Origin of the sequence: Streptomyces albiflavescens, from assembly GCF_014645835.1 — a bacterium.
Classification (GTDB): Bacteria; Actinomycetota; Actinomycetes; order Streptomycetales; family Streptomycetaceae; genus Streptomyces; species Streptomyces albiflavescens.
This window is the reverse complement of record NZ_BMMM01000020.1, coordinates 117,591-141,507: the sequence shown is the minus strand read 5'-3', so window position 1 is coordinate 141,507 and position 23,917 is coordinate 117,591. Positions and strand designations below refer to the sequence as shown.

The following is a 23,917-nucleotide window of genomic DNA, read 5'->3' as shown; positions in this document are numbered from 1 at the left end:
GACCTGCCCTTCCACCGCGCAGCGGGCCGCGACCTCACCCTGCGCGTGCAGGACAATGAGATCGTGAAGGTCACCGCGCCGTACGACGGCCCGGTGGCCCACGGCAACCTCCGCAGCAAGGGCCGATTCGGCCACCAGCACGTACAGAACCGGGGCTGATCAGGACATGGGACGAGTCACGGAACGACGCAAGGTGATCCGCATCCGGGACGGGGCCGTGAGCACCCGCCCGGACACGCTCGTCGCCGAGGAACCACTGGAAATCCGCCTCAACGGCAAACCCCTCGCCATCACCATGCGCACACCGGGCGACGACTTCGCGCTCGCCGCGGGCTTCCTGGTCAGCGAGGGGGTGCTCGGCGAGGCCGACGAGCTGCAGAACATCGTGTACTGCGCGGGCGCCACCGTGGACGGCTCCAACACGTACAACATCGTCGACGTGCGGACGGCGCCCGGCGTCGTCATCCCCGACATCACGCTCGAACGCAACGTGTACACGACGTCCTCCTGCGGCCTGTGCGGCAAGGCGAGCCTGGACGCGGTCCGTACGACGGCCCGCTGGAAGATCGACGACACGGCGGGCGACACCACACCCCCGGTGCGGCTGGAACCCGAGCTGCTCGCGAGCCTCCCCGACCGGCTGCGGGCGGCCCAGCGGGTCTTCGACCGGACCGGGGGCCTGCACGCGGCGGCGCTGTTCACGGAGGAGGGCGAGCTCCTCGACATACGGGAGGACGTGGGCCGGCACAACGCGGTCGACAAGCTCGTCGGCCGCGCCCTGCAGAACGGCACGCTCCCTCTCTCCCGGACGGTCCTGCTGGTCTCCGGGCGGGCCTCCTTCGAGCTGGCGCAGAAGGCGGTCATGGCGGGCATCCCGATGCTCGCGGCGGTCTCGGCCCCGTCGTCCCTGGCGGTCGACCTGGCCGCGGAGACGGGCCTGACCCTGGTCGGCTTCCTGCGCGGCGCCTCCATGAACGTGTACGCGGGCGAGCACCGCATCGCTCTGCGGGCCGCAGCCCCCCAGGGCTGACCGGCTCCCCGCGACACGGCGGCGGGGCTCCGAACGGCGGGGAGCGCCCCCTGCGCCGACGGAGCCCCGCCTCTGCCCTGCCGCGCCTGGGCCCGCCGCCTCAGCCCGCCGGCGGCTCCGTGCCGGAAATTCGCGTCAGCAAGGCCATGAACTGCTCCCGCTCGGCCGCCGAGAGCGGCGCCAGCAGGGTGTCGTTCGCCTCACGGGCCGCCGTTTCGCAGCGTTTCAGGCGTCACCCGTTTCAGCGCGGGCGACCGCGTCGTCGGGCTCTGCTTCGGGCACGGGTACGCCGACTGCGCGCCCCTGCTCGAAGCCATGGCCACGCCCGTCCCCGAGAACGCGAGCGCCGTCGACGCGGTCGCCCTCGTCCGCAGCGGTCTGGTCGCGCTCGGCGCCGTCGACTACGCCCTCGACGCGGTCGGCGGCGACCTGCTCACCCCGGCCGTCGCCGCGCTCGCTCCGGGCGGACGGCTGGTCGCGTACAGCTCGGCGGCGGGACCGTCCAGGCGTACGACCTGCTCGTGGGCGCCAAGTCGGTGATCGGCTTCCAGATGGCACGGATCGCCCGCGGGGAGCCGGAGTTGTACGAGCGGTGGCGGCAGGAGCTGTGGCGGCTGTTCGGGGACGGCGCGCTCAAGCCCGCCGTGCACGGGGAGTTCGCACTGGAGGACGCCGCGAAGGCGCACGAGGCGATCGAGTCGCGGAGCAACCTCGGCAAAGTGGTGCTGCGGCCCTGACCCATGGACGGCCCGGTGGCGCCGCGGCTGACCGAACGACGGCACGGCGGTACTGGCCGGCCGCCGATGGACGGCGAGGTGATACAGCGCCCGTGATCCGTGACCCTCCGTCACCACCCGTCCGGAGTACCGGACCTGGACGACGTCCGCACATCCCCAGGCGCCCGGGCTCGTTACTTCTGGCGAGTTCCATCGGGCCACGTCCGCGGCCCGTCGTCCGGGTAGGAGGCAGTTACTTGGATGTCGGCACCACCCTGCTCGGCTCGTCATTGGCCTGTGCGGGCGTGCTGGGCGCGGCCGTCGTGGCGTACTTGGGGAAGCGGGGCGAGAACGCCCTGAACGGTTACTCCAGCCTCACCGACAAGCTGCAGTCCGAGCGCGACCGCCTTGAACGCCAGGTCGCCGAACGCGACTCGCGCATCAACGAGCTGTCCTCGCTGCGCGCGGCGGACCAGTCGGAGATCGCCCGGCTGCGCCTCGACATCCACCGCCTCGGAGGTGCGCCATGAACGGGCTCAAGCGGCTGCTCGCCCTGCGCTGGCGCAGCATCTTTCTCGTCTGCGTTCTGATCGCGCTCTCCGGCATCGCGGTGATCCTGTGGGCGCGCATCGACGCCGGAGACCGCAGGGCCGAGGCACTGCGCTCGGAGGCGGACCGGCGCGGCAAGGCGCTCTCCACACTTGCGGAGGACGTGCGCGCGCTACGCGCCCAGGTGGAGGCCGACGGCGGCACCCCGGCGGCCCCGGACCCCTCCGAGGCCGTGGACAACCTCATCGACCGGGTGCGTGTGCCCGCCGGATCGCCCGGATCGCCCGGAGCTCCCGGCGCGAAGGGCGAGCGGGGAGCGGGCGGCAAGGCGGGTGCCACCGGGCAGCGCGGGGCGCGGGGCGAACCGGGTCCCCCGGGGCCGTCCGGCGCGCCCGGCGCGCCCGGCGCCTCGGGAGTGCCGGGCGCGAACGGCTCGCCGGGCCCGGCAGGGCCATCCGGCCCTCAGGGCGATCAGGGATACCCAGGGCAACCGGGTTCCTCCGGTGCGTCGGGCGTGAAGGGCGACAAGGGCGATTCCGGTCCGGTCGGCCCCAAGGGCGACCCCGGACCCACCTGTCCGGACGGCTACACGCTCCAGGCGCCCGCGAACGACCCCGACGCCCTGGTCTGCCGCAGGAGCGGAGCGGGCCCGGCGCCAACTCCCCAGCCCGCGGCCGTACTTCCGGTGCTGCCGCCCCCACGGCGCCGACGCGAACCGGCAGGAACATGACCGGTGCACCCTTCTTGTGGGGTGCCTGAGAGCCCAAGTAGCGTCTGTGACGCGAACGTTGGACGTGGGATGTCCAGAGTATCCGGATTGCCCAGACGCATGAAGGGCAGGTCGCACCATGCCGTCAAGTCTCCGCACACGTCTGAAATTCACTCCTCAAAGACGTCTCAGATCCACCCTCACCGCCGTTCTCACCGCCGTACTCACCACCGCCGCGCTGCTCGCGCTGCCGAGTCCTGCGGGAGCCGAACAGGTCTCCGCCACGGGCGAGTTCGAGCAACAGGTGCTCTTCAAGGCCTCCCAGGATCCCGGCTACGCCTGCTTCCGCATCCCGGCCGTCGTGAAGACGACCGAGGGCACACTGCTGGCGTTCGCCGAGGGGCGAGTCCTCAACTGCGGGGACGCGGCCGACATCGACATCGTGGTCAAGCGCTCCACCGACGGCGGCCGCACCTGGGGCCCCCTCCAGGTCGTCAACGAGGGCGGCGGCGACACGCACGGCAACCCCGCGCCCATCGTGGACCGCGAGACCGGCCGCATCGTGCTGGCCGAGACATACAACACGGGCCGTACGGACAGCGCGAGTTGCTCCGTGCCCTGCGACCGCACCCCGCATCTGCAGTACAGCGACGACGACGGCCTCACCTGGTCTCAGCCGCGCGACCTGAGCGACGAGATCCTCCCGGCCAACTGGAATTCCTGGTACGCCACCGGACCCGTGCACGGCATCCAGCTGACCCGGGGCCGACACGCGGGACGGCTCGTCTTCGGTGTCAACACCGAGACGTGGAACGGCAGTCGTGTCACGGCGAACAACGCCGCGCTCATCACCAGTGACGACGGCGGAGACCACTGGGACATCGGCGCGACCGACTCGTGGCCGATCGCCGACGACGGCACCTTCCGCCAGAAGCCGTCCGAGATGGCGCTCACCGAACGCACCGACGGCTCCGTCCTCGTGAGCGGGCGCGAGCAGGACGGCACCGACCTCGGCCACCGCACGCAGGCCGTGAGCCGCGACGGCGGCGACAGCTTCGTGACCCCCTTCCGCGACGTCCCCGACCTCTACGCACCCCAGGTCCAGGGCTCCACCCTGCGCCTCGGCGACCGGATCCTGCTGTCCTGCCCCGGCGACCCCGATCGCCGCCGGACGATGATGATCCGCTCCTCGTACGACGGCGGACGCACCTGGGACAGCGTGGACCGCGGCACGGTCGTCACCACCGACTGGTCCGGGTACTCGGACATGGTCCGCGTCGAAGGCGACACCGTGGGTCTGATGTATGAGGGCGGCGCGGTCGACGCGCGCGACGAGATCCGCTTCGCCCGCTTCACCGAGGACTGGCTCAAGCCACGCCGTGGCCCGGACCCGACGACGGCCGACCTCGCCCCGGGCACCAAGCGGGCCGCGGTCCTCGGCGGCGCCCAGGAGACGGACGGCGTGTTCGGCGGCGCGCTCGCCTTCGACGGCGTGGACGACGCCGTACGACTGCCCTATCAGGACCGGCTGCCGCTCGGGACGAAGGACTTCACGGCGTCCTTGTGGTTCCGCTACACCGCCACCACCGGTGAGCAGCCGCTGCTGTGGATGGGCGGGATCGGGACGACGCAGCCGCAGGTGTGGGTGCGCGGCGAGCCCGCGTCCCACCGGATCACCGGGCTGATCACCACGAGGAACGGCGCCTCGGCCCCGACATCGGCGTCCGTGCGCACCACGAGCGCGTACAACGACGGCCAGTGGCACCATCTGGCGCTGCGCCGCGGCGGCAGACAGCTCACGCTGTTCGTCGACGGTACGACGGTCAGCACCGCCGATGTGCCCGGATCGGTCAGCCGCAACTCGCCGTTCGGGGTGCACATCGGACAACGGATGGACAGCCGGGCGTTCTTCACCGGCGCGATCGACGACGTACGCGTCTACGACCGGGCGCTGAGCGACGACGAGCTGGCCACGGCGCCCGGGCAGACCGCGCAGACGGAGGACTCCGTCCTGTGGCTGCCCATGGACCATGTGGGCGGAGGCCACTAACGTCCCGTCCGTGCCCGACGACACACGAGCACGACGGCAGAACGGGACTGGGCTCGGCATCCTGCTGGCCCTGGTCTGCGCGGCCGTGCTGCTCACCGCCCTCCCGGACCACGACCGGGAGGGCGGCGGCGCGTGCACGGCTCGTACGCTCAGGTCCTGGACCGCGGACGCGAGGCTCACCGGCGAGTTCGCCCGGTACGGGGACGACGCCGGCCGCACCGACGACTGGACCGGCGGCGACGGCACCCACTCGGTGCGGCTGCCGGACGGGCGGGTGCTGTGGCTGTTCTCCGACACCTATCTGGGCCTGGTGCACGGGCCGCCGAACCCGGTCGGAGAGTCGTACGCCTGGCGCGACACCAGCGCGCCCCTCGTACGCAACTCGGCCGTCGTGATGTCCCGCGAGGGCCGTCTGCGGACGACACTTCCCGCGCCCTTGTTCCCGGACCCGGGTCCGGGGCAGTGGCGCTGGCCGGTGGCTGCCCGCGTCGAGCCCCGCTCCCCCGGCTCCTCGGAAGAGGTCGTACGCGTCCTGATGTGGACCCGCACCACGGGCCAGGCCCCCTGGATCTACGGTGTGCCCACCTCGACCGAGGTCGCCACGCTCTCGCTGCCGGACCTGCGCCTCCAAGGCATCACCACGGTCCTGGACCAGCGTTCCGTTCCGGACGCCTCCCAGCGGGTGCTGTTCGGCACCTCCGCGGTCGACGAGGGCGACTGGACCTACGTCTTCGGCGGCGACGACGGGCAGGCCGCCTCGCGCCCCGCGTCGAAGGCGTACGTCGCGCGGGTGCCGCGCGGCAGGCTCGCCGAACCAGGGGCCTGGGAGTACTGGGACGGCTCGGGGTGGACGGTGCGGGCGCGTCCGGCGCCGGTGCTCGGGGACGGGCAGCGCACGGGCGTGGGCAGCGCGTTCACCGTGGTGCGCGACGGCGGCACGTACGTGCTGTTCACCATGGCGGCCGGCACCGCGGGCCTGACGACGATCACCTCGTACTGGGCGTGCTCGCCGACCGGCCCCTGGCACGGGCCCACCCGGAGCTTCAGCCCGTCGCTGCCCCAGGGCGACGTGGCTGCGTACAACCCGCAGGCGCACCCGGAGCTGAGCGACGGGGACCGGATCGTGCTCAGTTACGACGTCAACTGGCTGGACGCGACGGGCGCCGCGGCGCAGGCGAACCTCAGCCGGAACGTCTCCCTGTACCGACCGCGATTCGTGACTCTGCGACTGGGGGGACCGGGGTCGTAGGCGTCTCGGCGGCCTCGGGGTCGTGGGCACGGCGCCTGGCGATCACCGCGCACACCATGAGCTGCATCTGATGGAAGAGCATCAGCGGCAGCACGGCGAGCGAGGCGTGCGCGCCGAACAGCACACTGGCCATGGGCAGCCCGGAGGCGAGGGACTTCTTCGAACCGGCGAACTGGATCGCGATCCGGTCCCCACGGTTGAAGCGCAGGGCCTTCGCGCCGTACCAGGTGAGCGTGAGCATCACGGCGAGCAGCGCGGCCTCGACGACCAGGAGTCCGGCCAGCCTGACGGGGCTCACCTGGTGCCAGATGCCCTGCACCATGCCCTCGCTGAACGCGGTGTAGACGACGAGCAGGATCGAGCCGCGGTCGACGTATCCGAGGACCTTCTTGTGCCGCGTGACGAATCCGCCGATCCACGGGCGCAGCACCTGCCCGGCGACGAAGGGCACCAGCAACTGCAGCACGATCTTGATGAGCGCGTGCGCGGAGAATCCGCCGCCGCTGTTGCCCAGCAGGGATGCCGCGAGCAGCGGGGTGATCACGATGCCCGCGAGCGAGGAGAAGGAGCCCGCACAGATCGCGGCGGGCACATTGCCCCGCGCTATCGAGGTGAACGCGATCGACGACTGGATGGTCGACGGGACGAGGGTGAGGAAGAGGAGGCCGGTGTACAGGTTGTGCGTCAGGAAGACCGGCTCGAGGCCGCGAGCGGCGAGGCCGAGCAGCGGGAAGACCACGAAAGTGCAGGCCAGGACCGTGCCGTGGAGCCGCCAGTGCTTGAGCCCCTCGACCGCCTCACGTGTGGACAGGCGCGCTCCGTAGAGGAAGAACAGGAAGGCGATCGCGGCCGTGGACCCACCCGAGGCGACATCGGCGCCCGTACCCCGCGCCGGGAAGAGGGCCGCGAGGCCCACCGTCCCGAGCAACAGCAGGATGTACGGGTCGATCGGCATCCAACTCGGCCATTGCAGGCGTTTCAACGGTGCTCCACTACTCGGTTCTGTGCGTCGTCGTACGAGGTCGGGTCGTGCCCTCTCCATCGTCCTCCTCCGGCCCGCAATCGGGAATCCGTCATACTGCTCTGACTGTCATTGCGATTCGCGATAACGTGACACCATGTACGACCCGTCGCAGCTGCGTACCTTCCTGGCGGTGGCCCAAACCCTGAGCTTCACCCGGGCCGCGCGGCGTCTCGGGCTGCGGCAGTCCACGGTCAGCCAGCACGTCCGCCGTCTCGAGGACAACGCCGGGCGGCAGCTGTTCGCCCGGGACACGCACTCCGTGGAGCTCACGGAGGACGGCGAGGCGATGCTCGGCTTCGCGCGCCGGATCCTGGAGGTGCAGGAGCAGGCGACGGCGTTCTTCACCGGGACACGGCTGCGCGGCCGGCTGCGCTTCGGCGCGTCCGAGGACTTCGTCCTCACCCGGCTGCCGGAGATCCTGGAGGGCTTCCGGTACGACCATCCCGAGGTGGACCTGGAGCTCACGGTCGAGCTGTCCGGCACGCTCCACGAGCGGCTCGCGGCGGGCAGGCTCGACCTGGTGCTGGCGAAACGGCGGCCCGAGGATCCGCGCGGCGAGCTCGTCTGGCACGACCGCCTGGTGTGGATCGGCGCGGAACGGCTGCGCCTGGACCCCGACCGCCCGGTCCCCCTGATCGTCTACCCGCCCCCGGGCATCACCCGCGCCCTCGCCCTGGAAGCCCTGGAGCGCCAGGGCCGCCCATGGCGCATCGCCTGCACCAGCGGCAGCCTCAACGGCCTCATCGCGGCCGCCCGCGCGGGCCTGGGCGTCATGGCCCACTCCCGCGGACTCGTCCCGCCGGGGCTGGTCCGCGTACCGGAGCGGGCGGGACTGCCGGAACTCGGCGAGGTCGACTTCGTCCTGGTGCACGGGCAGCGCCGGACCTCCGCCCAGGAGGCCGCGGACGCACTGGCGGCGGCGGTCCTGAGTGGCGGGGTCCGGTTGCACAGGAGATCTTGACGCCTCAACGCCAGGCAGCGGGGGCTGACGCCCGGTGCGGTGAGCGCTGAAAGGAAGCAAAAGGGCAGGATGGGGCCATGAGCGAGATCCGCACCCCCCGTCTTCTCCTGCGCCGCTGGCTGGATGACGACCTCGTCCCCCTGTCCGAGATCCACGCCGATCCCGAGGTGATGCGCTGGGTCGGCGACGGTACGCCGCGCTCCTTGGAGGAGACCGCCGAGGACATCGAGGCGTGGGAGGAGGAATGGGACGAGGAGGGATTCGGGATCTTCGCCGTCGAGCTCCTCGGATCCGGAGAGCTGGCCGGAGCGGTGGGCCTGTACGTTCCGGACTCCCCGCCCGAGGTCGCGGGCCAGGTGGCGATCGCCTGGCGGCTGGGGCGGGCGTTCTGGGGGCAGGGGTACGCGTCGGAGGCGGCGCAGGCCACGCTCGAGTTCGCGCTCCAGGACCGCGGTCTCGACCGGGTCGTCGCCGTATGCCGGGCGAGCGACACCGCGTCCGCGAACGTGCTGGGCAAACTCGGCATGGGGGCGGAGAGCACGACGCGGGACATGGAGACCGGGCACGATCTGCGGGTGTACGGGATCGATCTCACAGAGTTCCAGGCTTAGGGCTCTCCCACACGCTCCGCCGGCACCTGCGCGAGCGTGACAGCGCGCCGGACGTCTACCGTGCCGGCTTCGTGTACGTGAGTTGCTTGACCCGGCGCAGGAAGGGCGTCGTCTCGACGTGCTGCACGCCTTCGAGGCGGCCGAGTCCCTCGCTCAGGTAGGTGTAGAGGCCCGCCGTGTCGCGCACGACGGCGGTCACGACGATGTTCGAGGAACCCGCTGTCGCGGAGGCGAAGGCGACCTCGTCGTGGGTGGCGAGGGCCTGGCCGACGGAGTGGAGCGCGGCCGGAGCGGCCGTGATCCACAGGCAGGCGGCGAGGGGGTAGCCGAGGATCTCGGAGTGGTACTCGGTGTCGATGTACATCGCCCCTGAGGCGATCAGCCCGGCCAGCCGGCGTTTGACGGCGGACTCCGAGCGGCCGGTGGCCCGTTGGAGCTCGGGGTAGCCGGCGCGTCCGTCGCGCTCGAGGGCGGCGACCAGCGGCTCGTCCTCGGGGCCGATCCGGGCGGGACCGGTGGTGTCGGTCGGCTCGGGGCGCAGCGCGGCGATCTGGTCGTCAGTCAGCGCGGCGAACTTGCCGAGCCATCCGTTGGGTCCGCCGTAGAAGCGATGCAGCAGCTGGTGGGCGCGGATCTCCATGATGCTCGGGGTGCGCGGGAGCTTGCCGAGCAGCAGGTCGTCGTGGTCATCGGGGCTGCGCGGGCGCGTCATGCACACCACCTCGGTACCGCCCGAGGCGAGCCCTATCCAGGCGGTGTCGGGGCGCTTGGCCAGCGCCTCCGCGATGGCCTCGACGCTGTCGGGCGCGCAGCGCAGCCGCAGCATCCACTGGTCCTGGCCGAGCCGTTGGGCGTCCCGGACGGCGACGACGCGGAGCCCGCCCTCGGCGCACAGCCTGCGGTAGCGCCGCGCGATCGTCTGGTCGGAGACGCCCAGCACCGCCGCGATCCGGCTGAAGGGCGCCCGGCCCTCCAGCTCCAGCGCCGCCAGCAGCTGCAGATCGAGCTTGTCGAAAGTGTGGGATTCCATCTCCATGAGGCCTGCTCTTGTCGGATTCCGTCGATCGGACGTCGGCAACCGCTCCGATCATCCGGCACGACCTCATCGTACGGAGGCATACGCATCGGTGACACAAGGAGTTGAAGACATGCGTACATGGGGGCCGCTCACGGCGGTGTGCCTGGGCACGTTCATGTTGTTGCTGGACGTGACGATCGGGATCGTCGCGCTGCCGGACATGGCGCGGACGCTGCACGCGTCGCTGAGTGATCTGCAGTGGGTGATCGACGGGTACGCGCTCGCGCTCGCCGCACTGCTGCTGGGGGTCGGGGCCGCGGCCGACATCCTCGGCCGCCGCCGGGTGCACGTGGCGGGCGTGGCGCTCTTCGCGGTGGCGTCGCTGCTGTGCGGGCTGGCGTCCGGGCCCGGGATGCTGGTCGCCGCGCGCGGACTGCAGGGCGTGGGCGCGGCGGCGATGTTCGCGACGACACTGCCCCTGCTCGGCTCGGTCTACCAGGGGCGACAGCGATCGGCGGCGCTCGGGGTGTGGGGCGCGGTCAGCGGCAGCGCGGCCGCGGTCGGGCCGGTGCTCGGCGGGCTGCTCACCGAGGGGCCCGGCTGGCGGTGGATCTTCTTCGTGAACCTGCCCGTGAGCGTGGCGTCGGTGTGGCTCACGCTGAAGGTGGTGCCCGAGTCGCGCGGTCCACGCGGCATGCGCATCGACTGGGCGGGCACGGCTGCGTTCGCGGGCTTCGCGGGGGCGACGACGTACGGGGTGGTGCGGGCCGGGTCCGACGGCTGGACGTCGGCGGTCACGACGGGCTCGTTCGCGCTCGCGGCACTCTCACTGCTCGCGTTCGTCCTCGTCGAGCGCCGGGTGGCCCATCCGCTGCTCGATCTGTCGCTGCTGCGCAAGCCCGCGTTCGTGGGCGTGATGGTGGGTGCGCTCGCCTTCAACGGGGCGGCGTTCGGTGTCATCCCGTATCTGTCGATCTGGATGCAGACGGTGCTGGACATGAGCCCGGTGCGCGGTGGGCTCACGCTGCTGCCGATGACGGGCGCCTCGGTGGTGGTCGCGATCCTGGCCGGGAAGCTGCTGCACGGGGTTCCGGCGCGGCTGACGATAGGCGGCGGGCTGCTGCTGATCGGCTCGGGCGTGTTCTGCCAGGCCGTGCTGGACGCGGGCACCGGCTGGACGGCGCTGGTGCCGGGCCTGGTGCTGGTGGGGATCGGCACCGGGCTCGTCTCCCCCGCGATCGCCGGCGCCGCGCTCGCCGCGGTGCCGCCGGAGCGGGCGGGTATGGCGGGCGGCGCGGTCAACACGGTCCGCCAGCTCGGCTACGCGCTCGGGGTCGCCGTCTTCGGCACGGTGCTGACCTCCCGCATGCAGGACACGCTGTCGCACGACGCGGCCCACACGCTGGCCGGCGGCGGCGCCGGGGCGCTGCGGGGCACGCTGTCGGAGCACGCGCTGCGGGCCGCCTTCGCATCGGGGATCGACGCGGCGTCGGTGGCGGCGGGTGTGACGGGGATGATCGCGGGTGCGCTGGTAGTGATGTTGGTGCGGACACCGCGTCCTGCGGTGAGCGAGGCCGTGCCATCGGCCGAGACGGTGACGGCGTCTCGCCGGTGAGGCCGCGAGGGTGCCGAGCCGGTCCCGGGTCCACCAGGACCGGCTCGGCACCTTTCGCACAGGGCCTCCCGGGGCGGCACGGAGTCCGGAAGCAGAAGTTCCACATTTGGTGTCCGGGGGCCCGCGCACAGTCATCGGGTCGTACAGATTCCGTGGAGATTACGGGCCAGAAACTTACGGAACCGTAAGGGATTCTGTCCCGCCCTTCCCCTTGTGAGGGCATTTCCAAGGCTGACCATTGGATATGCCGTGCCCCCCGGCGATCCGACCCCCCTCCCGCCAGGCGGCCGGGTGGGGTAGCTTTCACGGCGCTGTGCGGAGCGCCACAAGGAGCGGGATTGCGCGAGTTCACCAACCCTCCGTTGGCGTCGGCGCCGCCGGTGGGCGGCCTTGCCGACGTCGTGTTCGACCATGCCCTGGAAGACCCACTGCACATCGCTCTCGGCCGCAAGGACGAGCAGGGGCAGTGGCGCGATGTGACGTCCGCCGAGTTCCGCGACGAGGTGCTCGCGCTCGCCAAGGGCTTGCTCGCCCAGGGGATCCGGTTCGGGGACCGGGTCGCGATCATGTGCCGTACTCGCTACGAGTGGACGCTCTTCGACTTCGCCCTGTGGACGATCGGCGCCCAGGTCGTGCCCATCTACCCGACCTCCTCCGCCGAGCAGGTCTTCTGGATGCTGTACGACGCCGAGGTGTCGGCCGTCATGGTGGAGCACGAGGACCACGCGATGACGATCGCCACGGTCGTCGACCGGCTGCCTCAGCTGCACCAGCTGTGGCAGCTCGACGTGGGCGCCGTGCAGGAGCTGTACGAGGCCGGCGCGCACATCGACGACGAGGTGGTCCACCGGCACCGGCGCGCGGTCACGCCCGAGTCGACCGCGACGATCATCTACACCTCCGGCACCACCGGCCGCCCCAAGGGCTGTGTGATCTCCCACGCCAACTTCATGTTCGAGGCGGACACCGTCATCCAACGCTGGGAGCCCGTCTTCCACTCCAAGCGCGGCGACGAGGCGGCCACGCTGCTGTTCCTGCCACTCGCGCATGTCTTCGGGCGGATGGTGCAGGTCGCGGCGTTCCGCGGGAAGGTCAAGTTCGGGCACCAGCCACAGCTGAACGCGGCGGCCCTGCTGCCGGACCTGGCCGCGTTCCAGCCGACCTTCTTCCTGGCCGTGCCGTACATCTTCGAGAAGGTCTTCAACGCCGCCCGCCGCAAGGCCGAGAAGGACGGCAAGTCGGGCCCCTTCGAGAAGGCCGTCGAGGTCGCCGTGCGCTACGCGGACGCGGTCGAGTCGAAGGCCTGGGGCATCGGACCCGGCCCCTCCGCGAGCCTGCGCATGCAGCACCAGTTCTTCGACAAGGTCGTCTACTCCAAGGTGCGCGCCGCGATGGGCGGCCGGGTGAAGCACGCGATGTCGGGCGGCTCGGCGATGGACCGCCGGCTCGGACTGTTCTTCGCCGGCGCGGGCGTCTCGATCTACGAGGGGTACGGGCTCACCGAGTCCACGGCGGCCGCGACCGCCAACCCACCCGAGCGGACCCGGTTCGGCACCGTCGGCCAGGCGATCCCGGGCACCACCGTGCACATCGCGGACGACGGCGAGATCTGGCTGCACGGCGAGAACGTCTTCCAGGGCTACCTCAACAACCAGAAGGCCACCGACGCCACCCTGCACGACGGCTGGCTCGCCACGGGTGACCTGGGCTCCCTCGACGAGGACGGCTATCTCACCATCACCGGGCGCAAGAAGGAGATCCTGGTGACCTCCGGCGGCAAGAGCGTCTCGCCGGGGATCCTGGAGGAGCGGGTGCGCGACCATCCGCTGGTCGCCCAGTGCATCGTCGTCGGCAACGACCGGCCGTACATCGCGGCACTCGTCACCCTCGACTCCGAAGCCGTCGAACACTGGCTCCAGATGCGCGGCAAGCCGCAGCTGTCCGCCGCCCAGCTGGTGCGCGACCCCGACCTGGAGACCGAGGTGCGGCGCGCGGTGGTGGCCGCGAACACGCTGGTCTCGCAGGCCGAGTCGATCCGTACGTTCCGGATACTGGCCCACCAGTTCACCGAGGAGCACGGGCTGCTGACGCCTTCGCTGAAGCTGAAGCGGAAGGCGATCGAGAAGGCGTACTCGACGGAGGTCGAAGCGTTGTACCGGGCCTGAGCAATGGCTGTATGCGGCCTGAGCAATACCTGACGGCTACCTGAGCAATACCTGACGGCTCACCCGAGCAATACCTGACGGCTCATCACTTACCGACGCGTCAGATATTGACGGGTCGTCAGATTCAACCGAGACTTTCGGTCACCCGACGGAGGGGGACCGACGTGTCGCGACCGATCCGCACCATCACCGCCGCCGTGGCCGCGCTGCTGCTCGCCACTACCGCCTGCAACTCGGCTGCCGACGGCGGAAGTTCGGACAAGGCAGGAAGCTCCGTACGTGGAGTGACCGACGATTCCATCAAGGTCGGCGGCATCGTCTCGATGACGACCGCCACCGGGTACTCCAAGAAGGACACCGACCTCGGCGCGAAGGCCCGCTTCGACCGCGCGAACGCCGAGGGCGGGGTCAACGGCCGGAAGATCGACTACCTCGGCGCCGAGGACGACGGACAGGACCCGGCCAAGAACCTCGCGGCGGCACGCAAACTCGTCCAGCAGGACAAGGTGTTCGCGATCGCGCCGATGAGTTCGACGACCTTCTCGGGAGCGGACTTCCTCCAGCAGCAGAAGGTGCCGACCTTCGGCTGGGGCACCCTGCCCTCCTTCTGCGGGCCGACGTACATCTACGGCTTCGGCGGCTGCATGGTGCCGATGCCCGGCGGCACCATCTCGCAGACCTGGCCGGAGGGGCTCAAGCAGGTGACGGGCGGCTCGCAGGGCAAGTCCGTGGCGATCCTGGCCAATGACAGCGACGCCGGCACCTTCGCCATCCGCACCTACAAGCAGAGCTTCGCCTCGGCGGGCTACGACGTGACCTTCGCCAAGTCGTCCGTACCGGCGGGCGCCGTACCGAGCGACTGGTCGGCATACACCAAGGAGATCCTGCGCAGCGACGGCGGCAAGGCCCCCGACGCCGTGGTCTCCGTCATGCAGACCCCGTACAACATCGGCCTGTTCACGGCGCTCAAGCGCACCGGATACGACGGCGTCCTCACCGATCCCACCGACTACGACCCGTCGCTGCTCGCCAAGAGCGCGACGAAGAAGGCGCTCGACGGGGTGCACATCCTGCTGTCGTTCCAGCCGTTCGAACAGGACAGCCCGGCGATGCGGCAGTTCAAGGAGGACATCACGAAGGCCGCGGGCAAGGACGTCCCGTTGAACATGCACATGATGACGGGATACATGTCGGCCGACCTCTTCCTCGCCATCGCCGAGAAAGCGGGCAAGGACCTGACGGTGGCGTCCTTCCAGAAGGCGGCGGGCGCCTTCTCCGACAAGGGCACGATGGTCGGCGACCGCGCCGAACCCAGGGGGCGGAAGGAGTCGTTCGGCTGCGGAGCGCTCGTCCAGCTCAAGGGCGGGAAGTACGTCGTGTCGGCGCCCTTCAAGTGCTACTCGCCCATTCCCTTCAAGTAGCGGCTTCCGAAGGGTGCTTGGGATGTCGGACCTGTTGGGGTTCGTACTGAGCGGGCTGGTCTCCGGCGCGCTGTACGCCCTGCTCGCGACCGGGCTCGTGCTGTCCTACTCGGCCTCGGGACTGTTCAACTTCGCCCACGGCGCCACCGCTTATCTGTGCGCGCTCGCCTTCTACGAGCTGCACTCCGGCCTCGGCTGGCCCGCCGTGCCGACGGCGTTGCTCCTTGTGGGTGTCGTGGCGCCCGCGCTGGGCTGGGGCTTGGACCGGCTGATGTTCCGCACGTTGGCGCGGGTCGGCGAGACGGCCCAAATCGTCGCCACCATCGGACTGTTGGTCGCGCTGCCCGCACTGGGGCTGTGGATCGTCGAGCTTCTCGAGGACGCGGGCGTGTCCGTCAGACCCGCCGAGAACCAGTTCGGGCTACCTGGGGTCGGGCCGAGCCCGGCGAAGTCGTGGCAGCTGATGGACGGTGTCGGCGTCGACTCGGACCAGTTGATCACCTGGGTGGCGACCGCCGTGGTCGCCATCGGGCTGTGGATCCTGATGCGCCACACGCCCCTCGGGCTCAAACTCCGGGCGGCGGTGGACAATCGCTCGCTCGTGGAGCTGCGCGGCATGAGCGCGGACCGACTGTCGTCGATCGCCTGGATGCTGTCGTCGGCGCTCGCCGGGCTCGCGGGTGTCCTCGCCACTCCTCTCCTCGGCCTGTCCGCCCACGACTTCACGCTCTTCCTCTTCGTCTCGGCGACGGCCGCGGTCCTCGGCCGCTTCGCGTCCATTCCGCTGGCCTTCGCCGGCGGTCTGGGGCTTGGGGTGCTGCAGAACCTGGTCGCCGGTTATGCGACGTTCGCCGAGCGGATCACCGGTTTCCGTACGGCCGTTCCCTTCCTGATTCTCTTCGCCGGGCTCCTGGTGCTGACACGGCGACAGCGGACGGCGGGCACGGCGGCGGCCGTCGACGCACCGCCGGTCGACTACTTGGCGGGCCGGTCATGGGTACGGCGCTGGGGCCCCTGGACTGCCGCCGGGCTGCTGCTCGCCCTCGCCTTCTACACGGTCACGACCCCCTTCTGGAGCGGCATTCTCGCCCAAGGGCTCGCCCTCTCCCTGGTGTTCGTCTCGTTCACGGTGGTGACAGGGCTCGGCGCGATGGTGTCGCTGGCTCAGGCGACGTTCGTGACGGGCGCGGCACTGGTGGCCGGGCTGCTGATGAGCCATGGCTGGCCGTTCGTGGCGGCCACGGTGGTCGGGACCTGCGCGGCCGCCGTACTGGGCGCGCTGGTGGCGCTCCCGGCGCTGCGGCTCGGCGGGCGTTCGCTCGCCCTCGCGACCCTCGCGCTCGCCTTTCTCGCCGACCAGGTCCTGTTCCAGATGGGCTGGTTGAGAAACGGCGACACGGGCTGGGCGATCCCGCGCCCCGTCTTCGGACCGGTGGACCTGGGCGACGACCGCGCGATGGGCGTGGCGATGATCGTGCTCCTCGCGCTGGTCGTGGCGACGCTCAGCGCGCTGCGGGACTCGCCGTCCGGGCGCGCGATGCTCGCGGTCCGCTCGGCTCCGGCGGCGGCGATGGCCTCGGGCGTATCGGTGATCCGCACCAAGCTCATGCTGTTCACACTGTCGGCGGGGCTCGCGGGCTTCGGCGGCGTGATGTACGCGTCCTACAGCACCCGTATCACCGCGACCGACTTCACCGCGATGACCGGGCTGATCTGGCTCGCGGTGGTCGTGGCGGCGGGGGTACGGCGCCCCCAGTTCGCCGTCGTCGCCGGGCTCGTCTACGCGCTCGTACCGCATCTCGTCTCCGACTATGTGACCGACTCCGTCCACCTTCCGGTGATCCTCTTCGGCCTGGCGGGGCTCGCGCTGGCGAACGACCCGGACGGGTACTGCGCCGCCGTGCCGACGCGGTGGCATCAGCGGCGGGCCGCGACGGCCACGCGCACGGCCGAGGTGTCCGATGCCGCGCCACCATCCCCCGAGGCCGCCCTCGAACTCCGCTCCCTCCACGCCGGATACGACGGCGCCCCGGTCCTGCGCGGCGTCGACCTCATGGTGCGCCCCGGCGAGATCCTCGCCCTTCTCGGCCCCAACGGCGCGGGCAAGTCGACCACTTGCCGAGTCGCCGCCGGACTGCTGCGCCCGCTCGGCGGCCAGGTGTACGTCGCCGGACGCGACGCCACCCGCGAACGGGCCGTCGGGCGGTCTCGCGCCGGGGTGGTGCTGGCCCCCGAGGGTCGCGGGATCTTCCCGGCGCTCACGATCGAGGAGAACCTCGCCCTGTATCTGCGGGACAGAGCCGCCCGCGACGCCGTGTACGAGCGCTTCCCCGAACTCGCCGCGCGGCGCGCCGTCCCCGCCGGTTCGCTCTCCGGCGGTGAGCAGCAGATACTCGCCCTCGCGCCGCTCCTCCAGCGACCGCCGACCGTCCTCGTCGCCGACGAGCCGTCGCTCGGGCTCGCACCCCGCGTCGTCGACGAGGTGTTCCGGCTGCTCGTCGAACTGAAGGAGGCGGGCACGGCGTTGCTCCTCGTCGAGGAGAAGGCGACCGAGGTGCTCGGAGTCGCCGACCGCGTCGCGTATCTCGCTCAGGGGCGGGTGACCTGGTGTGGGTCGCGCGCCGAGGTGGAGGCGGACCGGCTGACGGAGGCGTACCTGGGCATCGCGGCCGGGCAGCCGAAACATCAGGGGCCGCAGCCCGAAGGGATTTCCCGGCCATGGACACCCGAGGGGACGGTCCGGCCATGAACACCCGAGGAAATGGCCCGGCCATCAGCGACGCGCCCGTGCTCGAAGCCGTCGGTGTCGGCGTCCGTTTCGGCGGCGTCCGTGCCCTCGACGGCGTCGGCCTCGCCCTGCGCCCCGGCGAGGTCTGCGGGCTCATCGGCCCCAACGGCGCCGGAAAGACCACCCTGTTCGACGCCCTGTCGGGCATCCGCCGCCCCGACGGGGGCCGCGTCCTGCTCGACGGCACCGACATCACCCGCCGCTCCCCCGTCTGGCGCGCCCGCCACGGAATGCGCCGCACCTTCCAGCGGCAGCAGCTGTTCGGCCAGCTCACCGTGGCCGACAACCTGGTGGTGGCGCAGGAGTGGCGCGGCGGCGGGGGCGGCCTCGCGGCGGATCTCCTCGCGGCGCCCACCCGGCGGACGTACGAGAAGGAGCGCCGCGAGCGCGCGGCGGAGGTGCTGCGCTCCTGCGGGCTGGACGCACTGACCGGAGTCTTCGCCGGAGCGCTCCCGGTGGGACAGGCCCGCATGGTGGAACTGGCGCGCGCGGTGGCCGACCCGCCCCGGGTGCTGCTGCTGGACGAGCCCGCCTCTGGAATGACGGCTGGCGAGAGCAGCCAACTGGCCGCTGTTGTACGCCACTTGGCGGATACGGAGGGCTGCGCGGTCCTCCTCGTCGAGCACGACGTCGCCTTCGTCATGCGGCTATGCTCCCGCGTCGTCGTCCTCGACCTGGGCCGGGTGCTGGCCGAGGGGACGGCCGCGGAGGTGCACGCGGACCCGCGGGTGCGCGAGGCGTACCTGGGCACGGCGACCGTCTGAACAGGGTCGCCCGCACACAAGCCGGCTTACCGGGGCGGGACTTGTCCACGGAAGCGGTCGCACCGCCCGAGCCGCGCGACTAGGCTCTCGCCGAGATCACGTACCACCGACGAAGGTGCCGGGCACACGGGGGAAGTACGGTCATGGCCGATGTCAGGGTCGAGACGGTCGCGCTCGACACAGCCGGGAACAGGCAGATCGCCAGCAGAACACGGGCGACGTCGTCCCTCGGCGAGCGCGCCGCCGAGATCGAGGAGGCGATCGTCCAGGCCTCCTCCATCGCCCAGCAGTCCTTGGCGCAGGTCCCCGAGCGCGACGGCTGGCGGATCACCAGCCTGGACGTCACCTTCGGTCTGACCCTCGCGGCCGAGGCCGGGGTCATCCTGTCCAAGGCTTCCGCGGAGGCCTCGTTCGAGGTCACCCTCACCGTGGAGCGCACCCCGGGGAACCCGTGACGGGCACGGGCTACTGGGTCGACCTCTACCAAGCTCAGCGGCGCCTGGGCGGCGGCTTCCTGCTCACCCGCCGGTTCGTGCTCACCGCACTGCACTGTCTGCGCGGCCTGTCGCTCGACGAGAGCGTCGGCATCGAACTGGCCGACGGGGAGCGGGTCGAGGGCCGCGTCTGCCGCCAGGACAAGGAAGCCGATCTGGCCCTCGTCGAGATCGGCGCCGGGCACCAGGTCACCCTGCCGATCCCCGCGGCCGACGTCGCCCGCGACGGGGACCGCTGGCGCGGCCCCTACCGGCCCGCCGCGCACGACGTGCACCTCAGCGGCCGGGTCAGCGCCGGGGCCGCACAGCATCTCTGCGTCGGGGGCGCGACCATCGAAGCGCTGCAGCTCACGGCGGACCAGCATCTCGGCGACTACTCCGGCTACTCGGGAGGGCCGGTCGAGGGGGTGGGGGACGACGGCACCCGGCAGCCCGCGGTCGTCGGCATCCTCATCGAGCAGGCCCCCGACCGGGCCGCCGAGGCCCGCGCCGCCAACGTGCTCTTCGCCGCCACCATCAGGGAGGCGATCCGCCGCTTCGACCACCTCGATGTCGTCCACCTCATCGACGTGCTCAGACCACCGGCCCCGGACCGCGACCACCCCGTCCAGGACGGCGCGACGCCCGCCCGGTTCGTGGGCACGGAGGCGCTCCTGCTCCAGCTCGACGCATGGGCGCAGCGCAGCCTCATCGATCCGTCCCAGATCGCCGAGCTCAAGTTCATGGCCGTGAAAGCGCTCATCGACGGCGAGGGGAACGGGGGCGGCGCATGAACGACGTCTGGCAGGAAGCGATCTCCCACGCCGCCCGCGCACTGCGGGGCGAGAGCGCGGCCGCCGTACGGACCACCCGCGCCGTCGAACGGCTGCGTGCGGACGACCGCGTGCTGCACCATCCGGCCCTGAGCCGCGACTTGGCGCGCCTCACCGCACTGCTCGACGGCGTCGGTCTGCAGAGTGCGTCGCAGGCGCTCCTCCAGCATGTGGCGTCCCGGCTGGCGTGGGACACCGACGGGCTGAACCTCGACAGCGCCTCGCGCAACCAGCTGGCGGTGACGCTGGCCGATCGCGGGTATCTGGCCGCCGCCGCGACGGTACTGTCTTCGGCGTTGCAGTTCGACCCGGGCGGCGGCGCTGCGACCACGAGGACGCTGGCCAATCTCGCGGCGCTCAAGATCCGGCTGGGTGATGTCGAGGGTGCCGCGGAGGCGGCCGCGCAGGCCCGGGAGCGGCTGGCCGCGGTCGACAACACCGAGGAGGAGTTGGACGTACGCCTTCTGGTGACCTCCGTCCTGACGGCGACGGCGCGGCGGCAGGGGCGGCACGACGACGCGGACGCGTTGCTGGACGACCTCGAAAGCGCCGTCCGCCGTCTGGTGGGCCTGCTCGGCGGCGAACACCCGCAGTCCCTGTCGGCGCTGGTGGCCCTGGCCACCGCGGAGTTCGAGTCCGCGCGGGCCGCCGAAGACCGTGATCGGATGGGACGCGCCGCGGACGTGCTGGCCGTCGCCTCGCAGAAAGCCGCCGCGACTGTGGGGGCGCACCATCCGCAGACGGTCGCCGCGCTGCTCAGCCTCGCCGCCGTCGAGGGCGAAGGAGCTCGCGGCCCTCAGGACGACCGCCATGTCGCCGAGGTCAGGGCCCTGTTCGCGGAGGCCGCGCGGCGCGCCGATGTCATGCGGCGGGGGGTGCAAGAAGCGCCGCGGACGGCGATCTCGCCACCCGACCCCGGAAGCCCTCGCATGCCGGAGCTCCGGTGGCACGTCCCCGACACGACCGTCGGGGACGTGCCGCCGGGCCGACCCGAGGAGGGCACAGCAACGCTGCGCTTCAGTGTGCTCGGTCCGGTTCGGGCGTGGCGCGGCGCGGAGGCGCTGCCCACCGGCTCGCCGCCGCAACGGGCCCTGCTCGCCGCCCTGTTGCTGCGCGAGGGCCGCACGGCCACAGCCGCCGAGCTGATCGACGCGCTGTGGGGCGACGAGCCTCCGTCCCAGGCCCTCGCAGCCCTTCGCACGTACGCGTCCCGGCTCCGCAAGGTGCTCGACCCAGGTGTCCTGGCCAGCGAGTCCGGCGGGTACGCGCTGCGCACCGAGGCTGGTTCCGTCGATCTGGCGGTTGCGCAGCGCCTTGTGGCGGAAGCGGAGTCACTCCGTGCGGCCGGCGAACGGGCGCAGGCACGTGACACGTTCAACAAGGCCCTCGCGCTCTGGAACGGAGAGCCCCTGGCAGGCGTGCCGGGCCCCTATGCCGAGGCACAGCGCGTCAGATTGGAGGAGTGGCGGCTTCAACTCTGCGAGACAAGGCTGGACTTGGACCTGGAACTCGGCCGCCACGCGGAGGCGGTCTCGGAGCTCACCGCGCTCACCGCCGCCCACCCCTTGCGCGAGCGCCTGCGCGAGCTGCTCATGCTCTCCCTGTACCGAAGCGGGCGCCAGGCTGAGGCGTTGGCCGTGTACGCGGACACCCGACGCCTGCTCGCCGACGAGCTCGGCGTGGACCCGCGGGCCGAACTGCAGAGGTTGCAGCAACGCATCCTCCAAGCCGACCCGGGCCTTGCGGAACCGTCCGAGGCGCACCGCGAGACGGCGCCGATTGTCGTACGTCCCTCACAACTCCCCGCCACTGTCACCGACTTCACCGGGCGTGCCGCCTTCGTGCGCGAACTGAGCCAGGTCCTTGCCCACACACCTGGCGCCGTCATGGCCATCTCCGCCCTGGCGGGCATCGGAGGTGTCGGCAAAACCACCCTCGCCGTGCACGTCGCGCACCAGGCGCGCCAGAGCTTCCCGGACGGCCAGTTGTACGTGGACCTGCAAGGGACCGGGGCCCGGGCGGCGGAGCCCGAGACGGTCCTCGGCTCCTTCCTGCGCGCTCTGGGCATGGAGGACTCGGCGATCCCCGACTCGCTGGAGGAACGTTCGGCGCTGTACCGCTCGGTCCTGAACGACCGCCGGGTGCTGGTGCTCCTGGACAACGCCCGGGACGCCGCCCAGGTACGGCCGTTGATCCCCAGCACTCCCGGGTGCGCCACACTCGTCACCAGCCGCGTCCGCATGGTGGATCTGGCCGGGGCCCATCTCGTGGACCTCGATGTGATGAGTCCGGACGAGGCGTTGCAGCTGTTCACCAGGATCGTGGGGGCCGAGCGCGTCGACGCCGAACGCCATGCCGCCCTCGACGTGGTCGCCGCCTGCGGTTTCCTTCCGCTCGCGATCCGGATCGCGGCCTCGCGCCTCGCGGCCCGCCGTACCTGGACCGTGTCCGTACTCGCAGCCAAACTCTCCGACGAACGCCGCCGCCTCGACGAACTGCAGGCCGGGGATCTCGCGGTCAAGGCGACTTTCGAGATGGGGTACGGGCAGCTGGATCCGGCGCAGGCGCGCGCGTTTCGTCTCGTCGGCCTCGCCGACGGACCGGACATCTCACTCGCCGCGGCCGCCGCCATGCTCGACCAGCTGCCCGAGGAGACGGAGGACATCTTCGAAGCGCTCGTCGACACCGGCTTCCTGGAGGCCGCGGCACCGGGCCGCTACCGCTACCACGACCTCACCAGGCTGTACGCCCGCGCCTGTGCGGAGCGGGACGAACAACCCCCCAGCGAACGGGGGGCGGCACTGACCCGCCTGCTCGACTTCTACCTGGCCACCGCGACCGGGGTGTACGCGGTGGAGCATCCCGGTGACCGCAGCGTGGAGCATCTGGAACCCGCCCGGTATCCCGGCGTCGAGTTCTCCTATCTCGACGACGCCAGGCGCTGGCTGGCCTCCGAGGCGCAGTGCATCCTGTCCTGCGCCCGCCAGCTCGCCCACGGCTCCGAACTGCGCAGGTCGATCGATCTGTTGTGGAGCGTGAAGGACATCGTGGGGTCCGGGAACTTCCGCCAGTACCAGGACACGGCGGCCGCGGCGCAGCGTGCCGCGCGCGAGGCTCGGGACGCCCAGGCGGAGGGCCGTGCGTGCGCCGCGCTCACCGCGGTCCATCTCACGGCGGGGAACCTGTGGGAGGCCGACGCGGAGGCGCAGCGCGCGCTGGCGCTGGCCGTGGCGATCGACGATCCCGTGACCAGCGCCTGGGTACCGTACGACCGTGGTGTCATCGCGCTCCAGGAGCGCAGGTACACGGAGGCGGACCGTTGTCTGCGGGAGGCCCTGTCGAGGTTCCGTGACGACGAGAACCCGTTCGGTGTGGCCAGTGCGCTGTGCCAGCTGTCCCATGTGGAGGCGAGTCTGCGCAATGTCCGCAGCGCGGTGGCGCTCGCCGAGGAGGCCATCGAGCGGCTCGGCTCCGAGGCCGCCACGCTCGCGCTCGCCGAGTCGCGCTACGCGCTGGGGCTCGCGCTGTCCGCGGCGGGGCAGATTCCCGAGGCCCTGGAGCAGTTGGACCAGGCGCTGGGGATCTACGAGGAGTGCGGACAGGCCCTCGGGGAGGGCATGGCGCGCTTCCGGCGGGCCGAGATACATCTCGGCGCGGGCCGGCCCGCCCACGCGGCCGCGGAGGCGGAGCAGTCACTCGCCGTGCTGGGCCGGGTGGGAGGTGCCCGGCGCAGGGCCGACGTGCTGATCGTGCTGGGTGACGCCATGGAGGAGCGGGGTGAGTCCGCGCGCGCCCGTACCTGCTGGGCCGAAGCCCTCGCGATGTACGAGCAGCTCTCCAGAGCCGAGAGAAACGAGGTCCGGCCCCGGCTGCTCGCCCGGCTGGACGGCCGTACCGCGGACGAGGAGGCAGGTCGCCTCACGGGGACCTGATCCACCCCG

At 71.5% G+C, this 23,917-nt stretch carries 17 protein-coding genes and 3 pseudogenes; 17 read left to right on the top strand and 3 right to left on the bottom strand.

The window, feature by feature from the left end; translation table 11 throughout:
* Nucleotides 1-24 precede the first annotated feature (24 nt).
* Together IEY95_RS39845 and fdhD are read left to right on the top strand one after the other, a co-directional pair.
* Nucleotides 25-159, top strand: a pseudogene (locus tag IEY95_RS39845) (2Fe-2S iron-sulfur cluster-binding protein); the annotation flags it as partial.
* Between the two features lie 7 nt (nucleotides 160-166).
* A complete protein-coding gene (fdhD, locus tag IEY95_RS39840; protein WP_189191120.1) occupies nucleotides 167-1,030 on the top strand; it encodes a formate dehydrogenase accessory sulfurtransferase FdhD in 864 nt (287 codons plus the stop codon).
* Between the two features lie 100 nt (nucleotides 1,031-1,130).
* Here fdhD and IEY95_RS51115 read toward each other — a convergent pair.
* A pseudogene (locus IEY95_RS51115) lies at nucleotides 1,131-1,259 on the bottom strand (MarR family transcriptional regulator); the annotation flags it as partial.
* On the opposite strand from IEY95_RS51115, the pseudogene IEY95_RS39835 reads away from it, so the two are divergent.
* From IEY95_RS39835 to IEY95_RS39815, 5 genes and pseudogenes are all read left to right on the top strand, one after another.
* A pseudogene (locus IEY95_RS39835) lies at nucleotides 1,256-1,767 on the top strand (zinc-binding dehydrogenase); the annotation flags it as partial. The pseudogenes IEY95_RS51115 and IEY95_RS39835 overlap by 4 nt on opposite strands.
* Nucleotides 1,768-2,003: 236 nt before the next feature.
* Nucleotides 2,004-2,276, top strand: a complete 273-nt coding sequence (locus IEY95_RS39830; protein ID WP_189191119.1) for a hypothetical protein — start codon at nucleotides 2,004-2,006, stop codon at nucleotides 2,274-2,276.
* Nucleotides 2,273-3,025 carry a collagen-like domain-containing protein gene (locus tag IEY95_RS39825; RefSeq protein WP_189191118.1) on the top strand — a complete coding sequence of 251 codons (753 nt, stop codon included), beginning with the start codon at nucleotides 2,273-2,275 and terminating at the stop codon, nucleotides 3,023-3,025. Before IEY95_RS39830 ends, IEY95_RS39825 begins: the two co-directional genes overlap by 4 nt.
* Before the next feature lie 118 nt (nucleotides 3,026-3,143).
* Complete coding sequence (locus IEY95_RS39820; RefSeq protein WP_189191117.1) at nucleotides 3,144-5,054, top strand: sialidase family protein; 1,911 nt, start codon at nucleotides 3,144-3,146, stop codon at nucleotides 5,052-5,054.
* Between the two features lie 10 nt (nucleotides 5,055-5,064).
* Nucleotides 5,065-6,303, top strand: a complete 1,239-nt coding sequence (locus IEY95_RS39815) for a DUF5005 domain-containing protein (protein WP_189191116.1) — start codon at nucleotides 5,065-5,067, stop codon at nucleotides 6,301-6,303.
* Here the strand turns inward: IEY95_RS39815 and IEY95_RS39810 are convergent.
* Entirely contained in the window at nucleotides 6,236-7,285 is a 1,050-nt protein-coding gene (locus IEY95_RS39810) for a bile acid:sodium symporter family protein (RefSeq protein ID WP_189191115.1), read from the bottom strand. The two genes, IEY95_RS39815 and IEY95_RS39810, sit on opposite strands and share 68 nt — an antisense overlap.
* A gap of 136 nt (nucleotides 7,286-7,421) precedes the next feature.
* Between IEY95_RS39810 and IEY95_RS39805 the strand changes: the two genes are divergently transcribed.
* Together IEY95_RS39805 and IEY95_RS39800 are read left to right on the top strand one after the other, a co-directional pair.
* Nucleotides 7,422-8,288, top strand: a complete 867-nt coding sequence (locus IEY95_RS39805; RefSeq protein WP_189191114.1) for a LysR substrate-binding domain-containing protein — start codon at nucleotides 7,422-7,424, stop codon at nucleotides 8,286-8,288.
* Nucleotides 8,289-8,365: 77 nt separating this feature from the next.
* Nucleotides 8,366-8,899 (top strand): GNAT family N-acetyltransferase, encoded by a 534-nt coding sequence (locus IEY95_RS39800; RefSeq protein WP_189191113.1) that lies wholly within the window; start codon nucleotides 8,366-8,368, stop codon nucleotides 8,897-8,899.
* A 55-nt stretch (nucleotides 8,900-8,954) separates the two neighbouring features.
* Here the strand turns inward: IEY95_RS39800 and IEY95_RS39795 are convergent, their stop codons facing one another.
* A complete protein-coding gene (locus IEY95_RS39795) occupies nucleotides 8,955-9,935 on the bottom strand; it encodes an Lrp/AsnC family transcriptional regulator (RefSeq protein WP_189191112.1) in 981 nt (326 codons plus the stop codon).
* A gap of 112 nt (nucleotides 9,936-10,047) precedes the next feature.
* Between IEY95_RS39795 and IEY95_RS39790 the strand changes: the two genes are divergently transcribed.
* The 8 genes from IEY95_RS39790 (at nucleotide 10,048) to afsR (ending at nucleotide 23,908) form a co-directional block, all read left to right on the top strand.
* The gene (locus IEY95_RS39790) at nucleotides 10,048-11,532 is read left to right on the top strand and encodes an MFS transporter (RefSeq protein WP_189191111.1); all 1,485 of its coding nucleotides are present in this window, start codon (nucleotides 10,048-10,050) and stop codon (nucleotides 11,530-11,532) included.
* A gap of 338 nt (nucleotides 11,533-11,870) precedes the next feature.
* On the top strand, nucleotides 11,871-13,697 hold the full coding sequence (locus IEY95_RS39785; RefSeq protein WP_189191110.1) for an AMP-dependent synthetase/ligase: 1,827 nt from the start codon (nucleotides 11,871-11,873) through the stop codon (nucleotides 13,695-13,697).
* Nucleotides 13,698-13,861: 164 nt separating this feature from the next.
* Nucleotides 13,862-15,118: an ABC transporter substrate-binding protein gene (locus tag IEY95_RS39780; protein ID WP_189191109.1), complete on the top strand. Its 1,257-nt coding sequence runs from the start codon at nucleotides 13,862-13,864 to the stop codon at nucleotides 15,116-15,118.
* A 22-nt stretch (nucleotides 15,119-15,140) separates the two neighbouring features.
* Nucleotides 15,141-17,867 carry an ABC transporter permease subunit gene (locus tag IEY95_RS39775; protein ID WP_189191108.1) on the top strand — a complete coding sequence of 909 codons (2,727 nt, stop codon included), beginning with the start codon at nucleotides 15,141-15,143 and terminating at the stop codon, nucleotides 17,865-17,867.
* Nucleotides 17,864-18,670, top strand: a complete 807-nt coding sequence (locus IEY95_RS39770; RefSeq protein ID WP_189191107.1) for an ABC transporter ATP-binding protein — start codon at nucleotides 17,864-17,866, stop codon at nucleotides 18,668-18,670. The genes IEY95_RS39775 and IEY95_RS39770 overlap by 4 nt, the downstream gene beginning before the upstream one ends.
* 143 nt (nucleotides 18,671-18,813) lie before the next feature.
* Nucleotides 18,814-19,125, top strand: a complete 312-nt coding sequence (locus IEY95_RS39765; RefSeq protein ID WP_189191106.1) for a CU044_2847 family protein — start codon at nucleotides 18,814-18,816, stop codon at nucleotides 19,123-19,125.
* The gene (locus tag IEY95_RS39760; protein WP_189191105.1) at nucleotides 19,122-19,937 is read left to right on the top strand and encodes a trypsin-like peptidase domain-containing protein; all 816 of its coding nucleotides are present in this window, start codon (nucleotides 19,122-19,124) and stop codon (nucleotides 19,935-19,937) included. The genes IEY95_RS39765 and IEY95_RS39760 overlap by 4 nt, the downstream gene beginning before the upstream one ends.
* Before the next feature lie 968 nt (nucleotides 19,938-20,905).
* Nucleotides 20,906-23,908, top strand: a complete 3,003-nt coding sequence (gene afsR, locus IEY95_RS39755) for an SARP-family global regulator AfsR (protein ID WP_189191154.1) — start codon at nucleotides 20,906-20,908, stop codon at nucleotides 23,906-23,908.
* Nucleotides 23,909-23,917 lie beyond the last annotated feature (9 nt).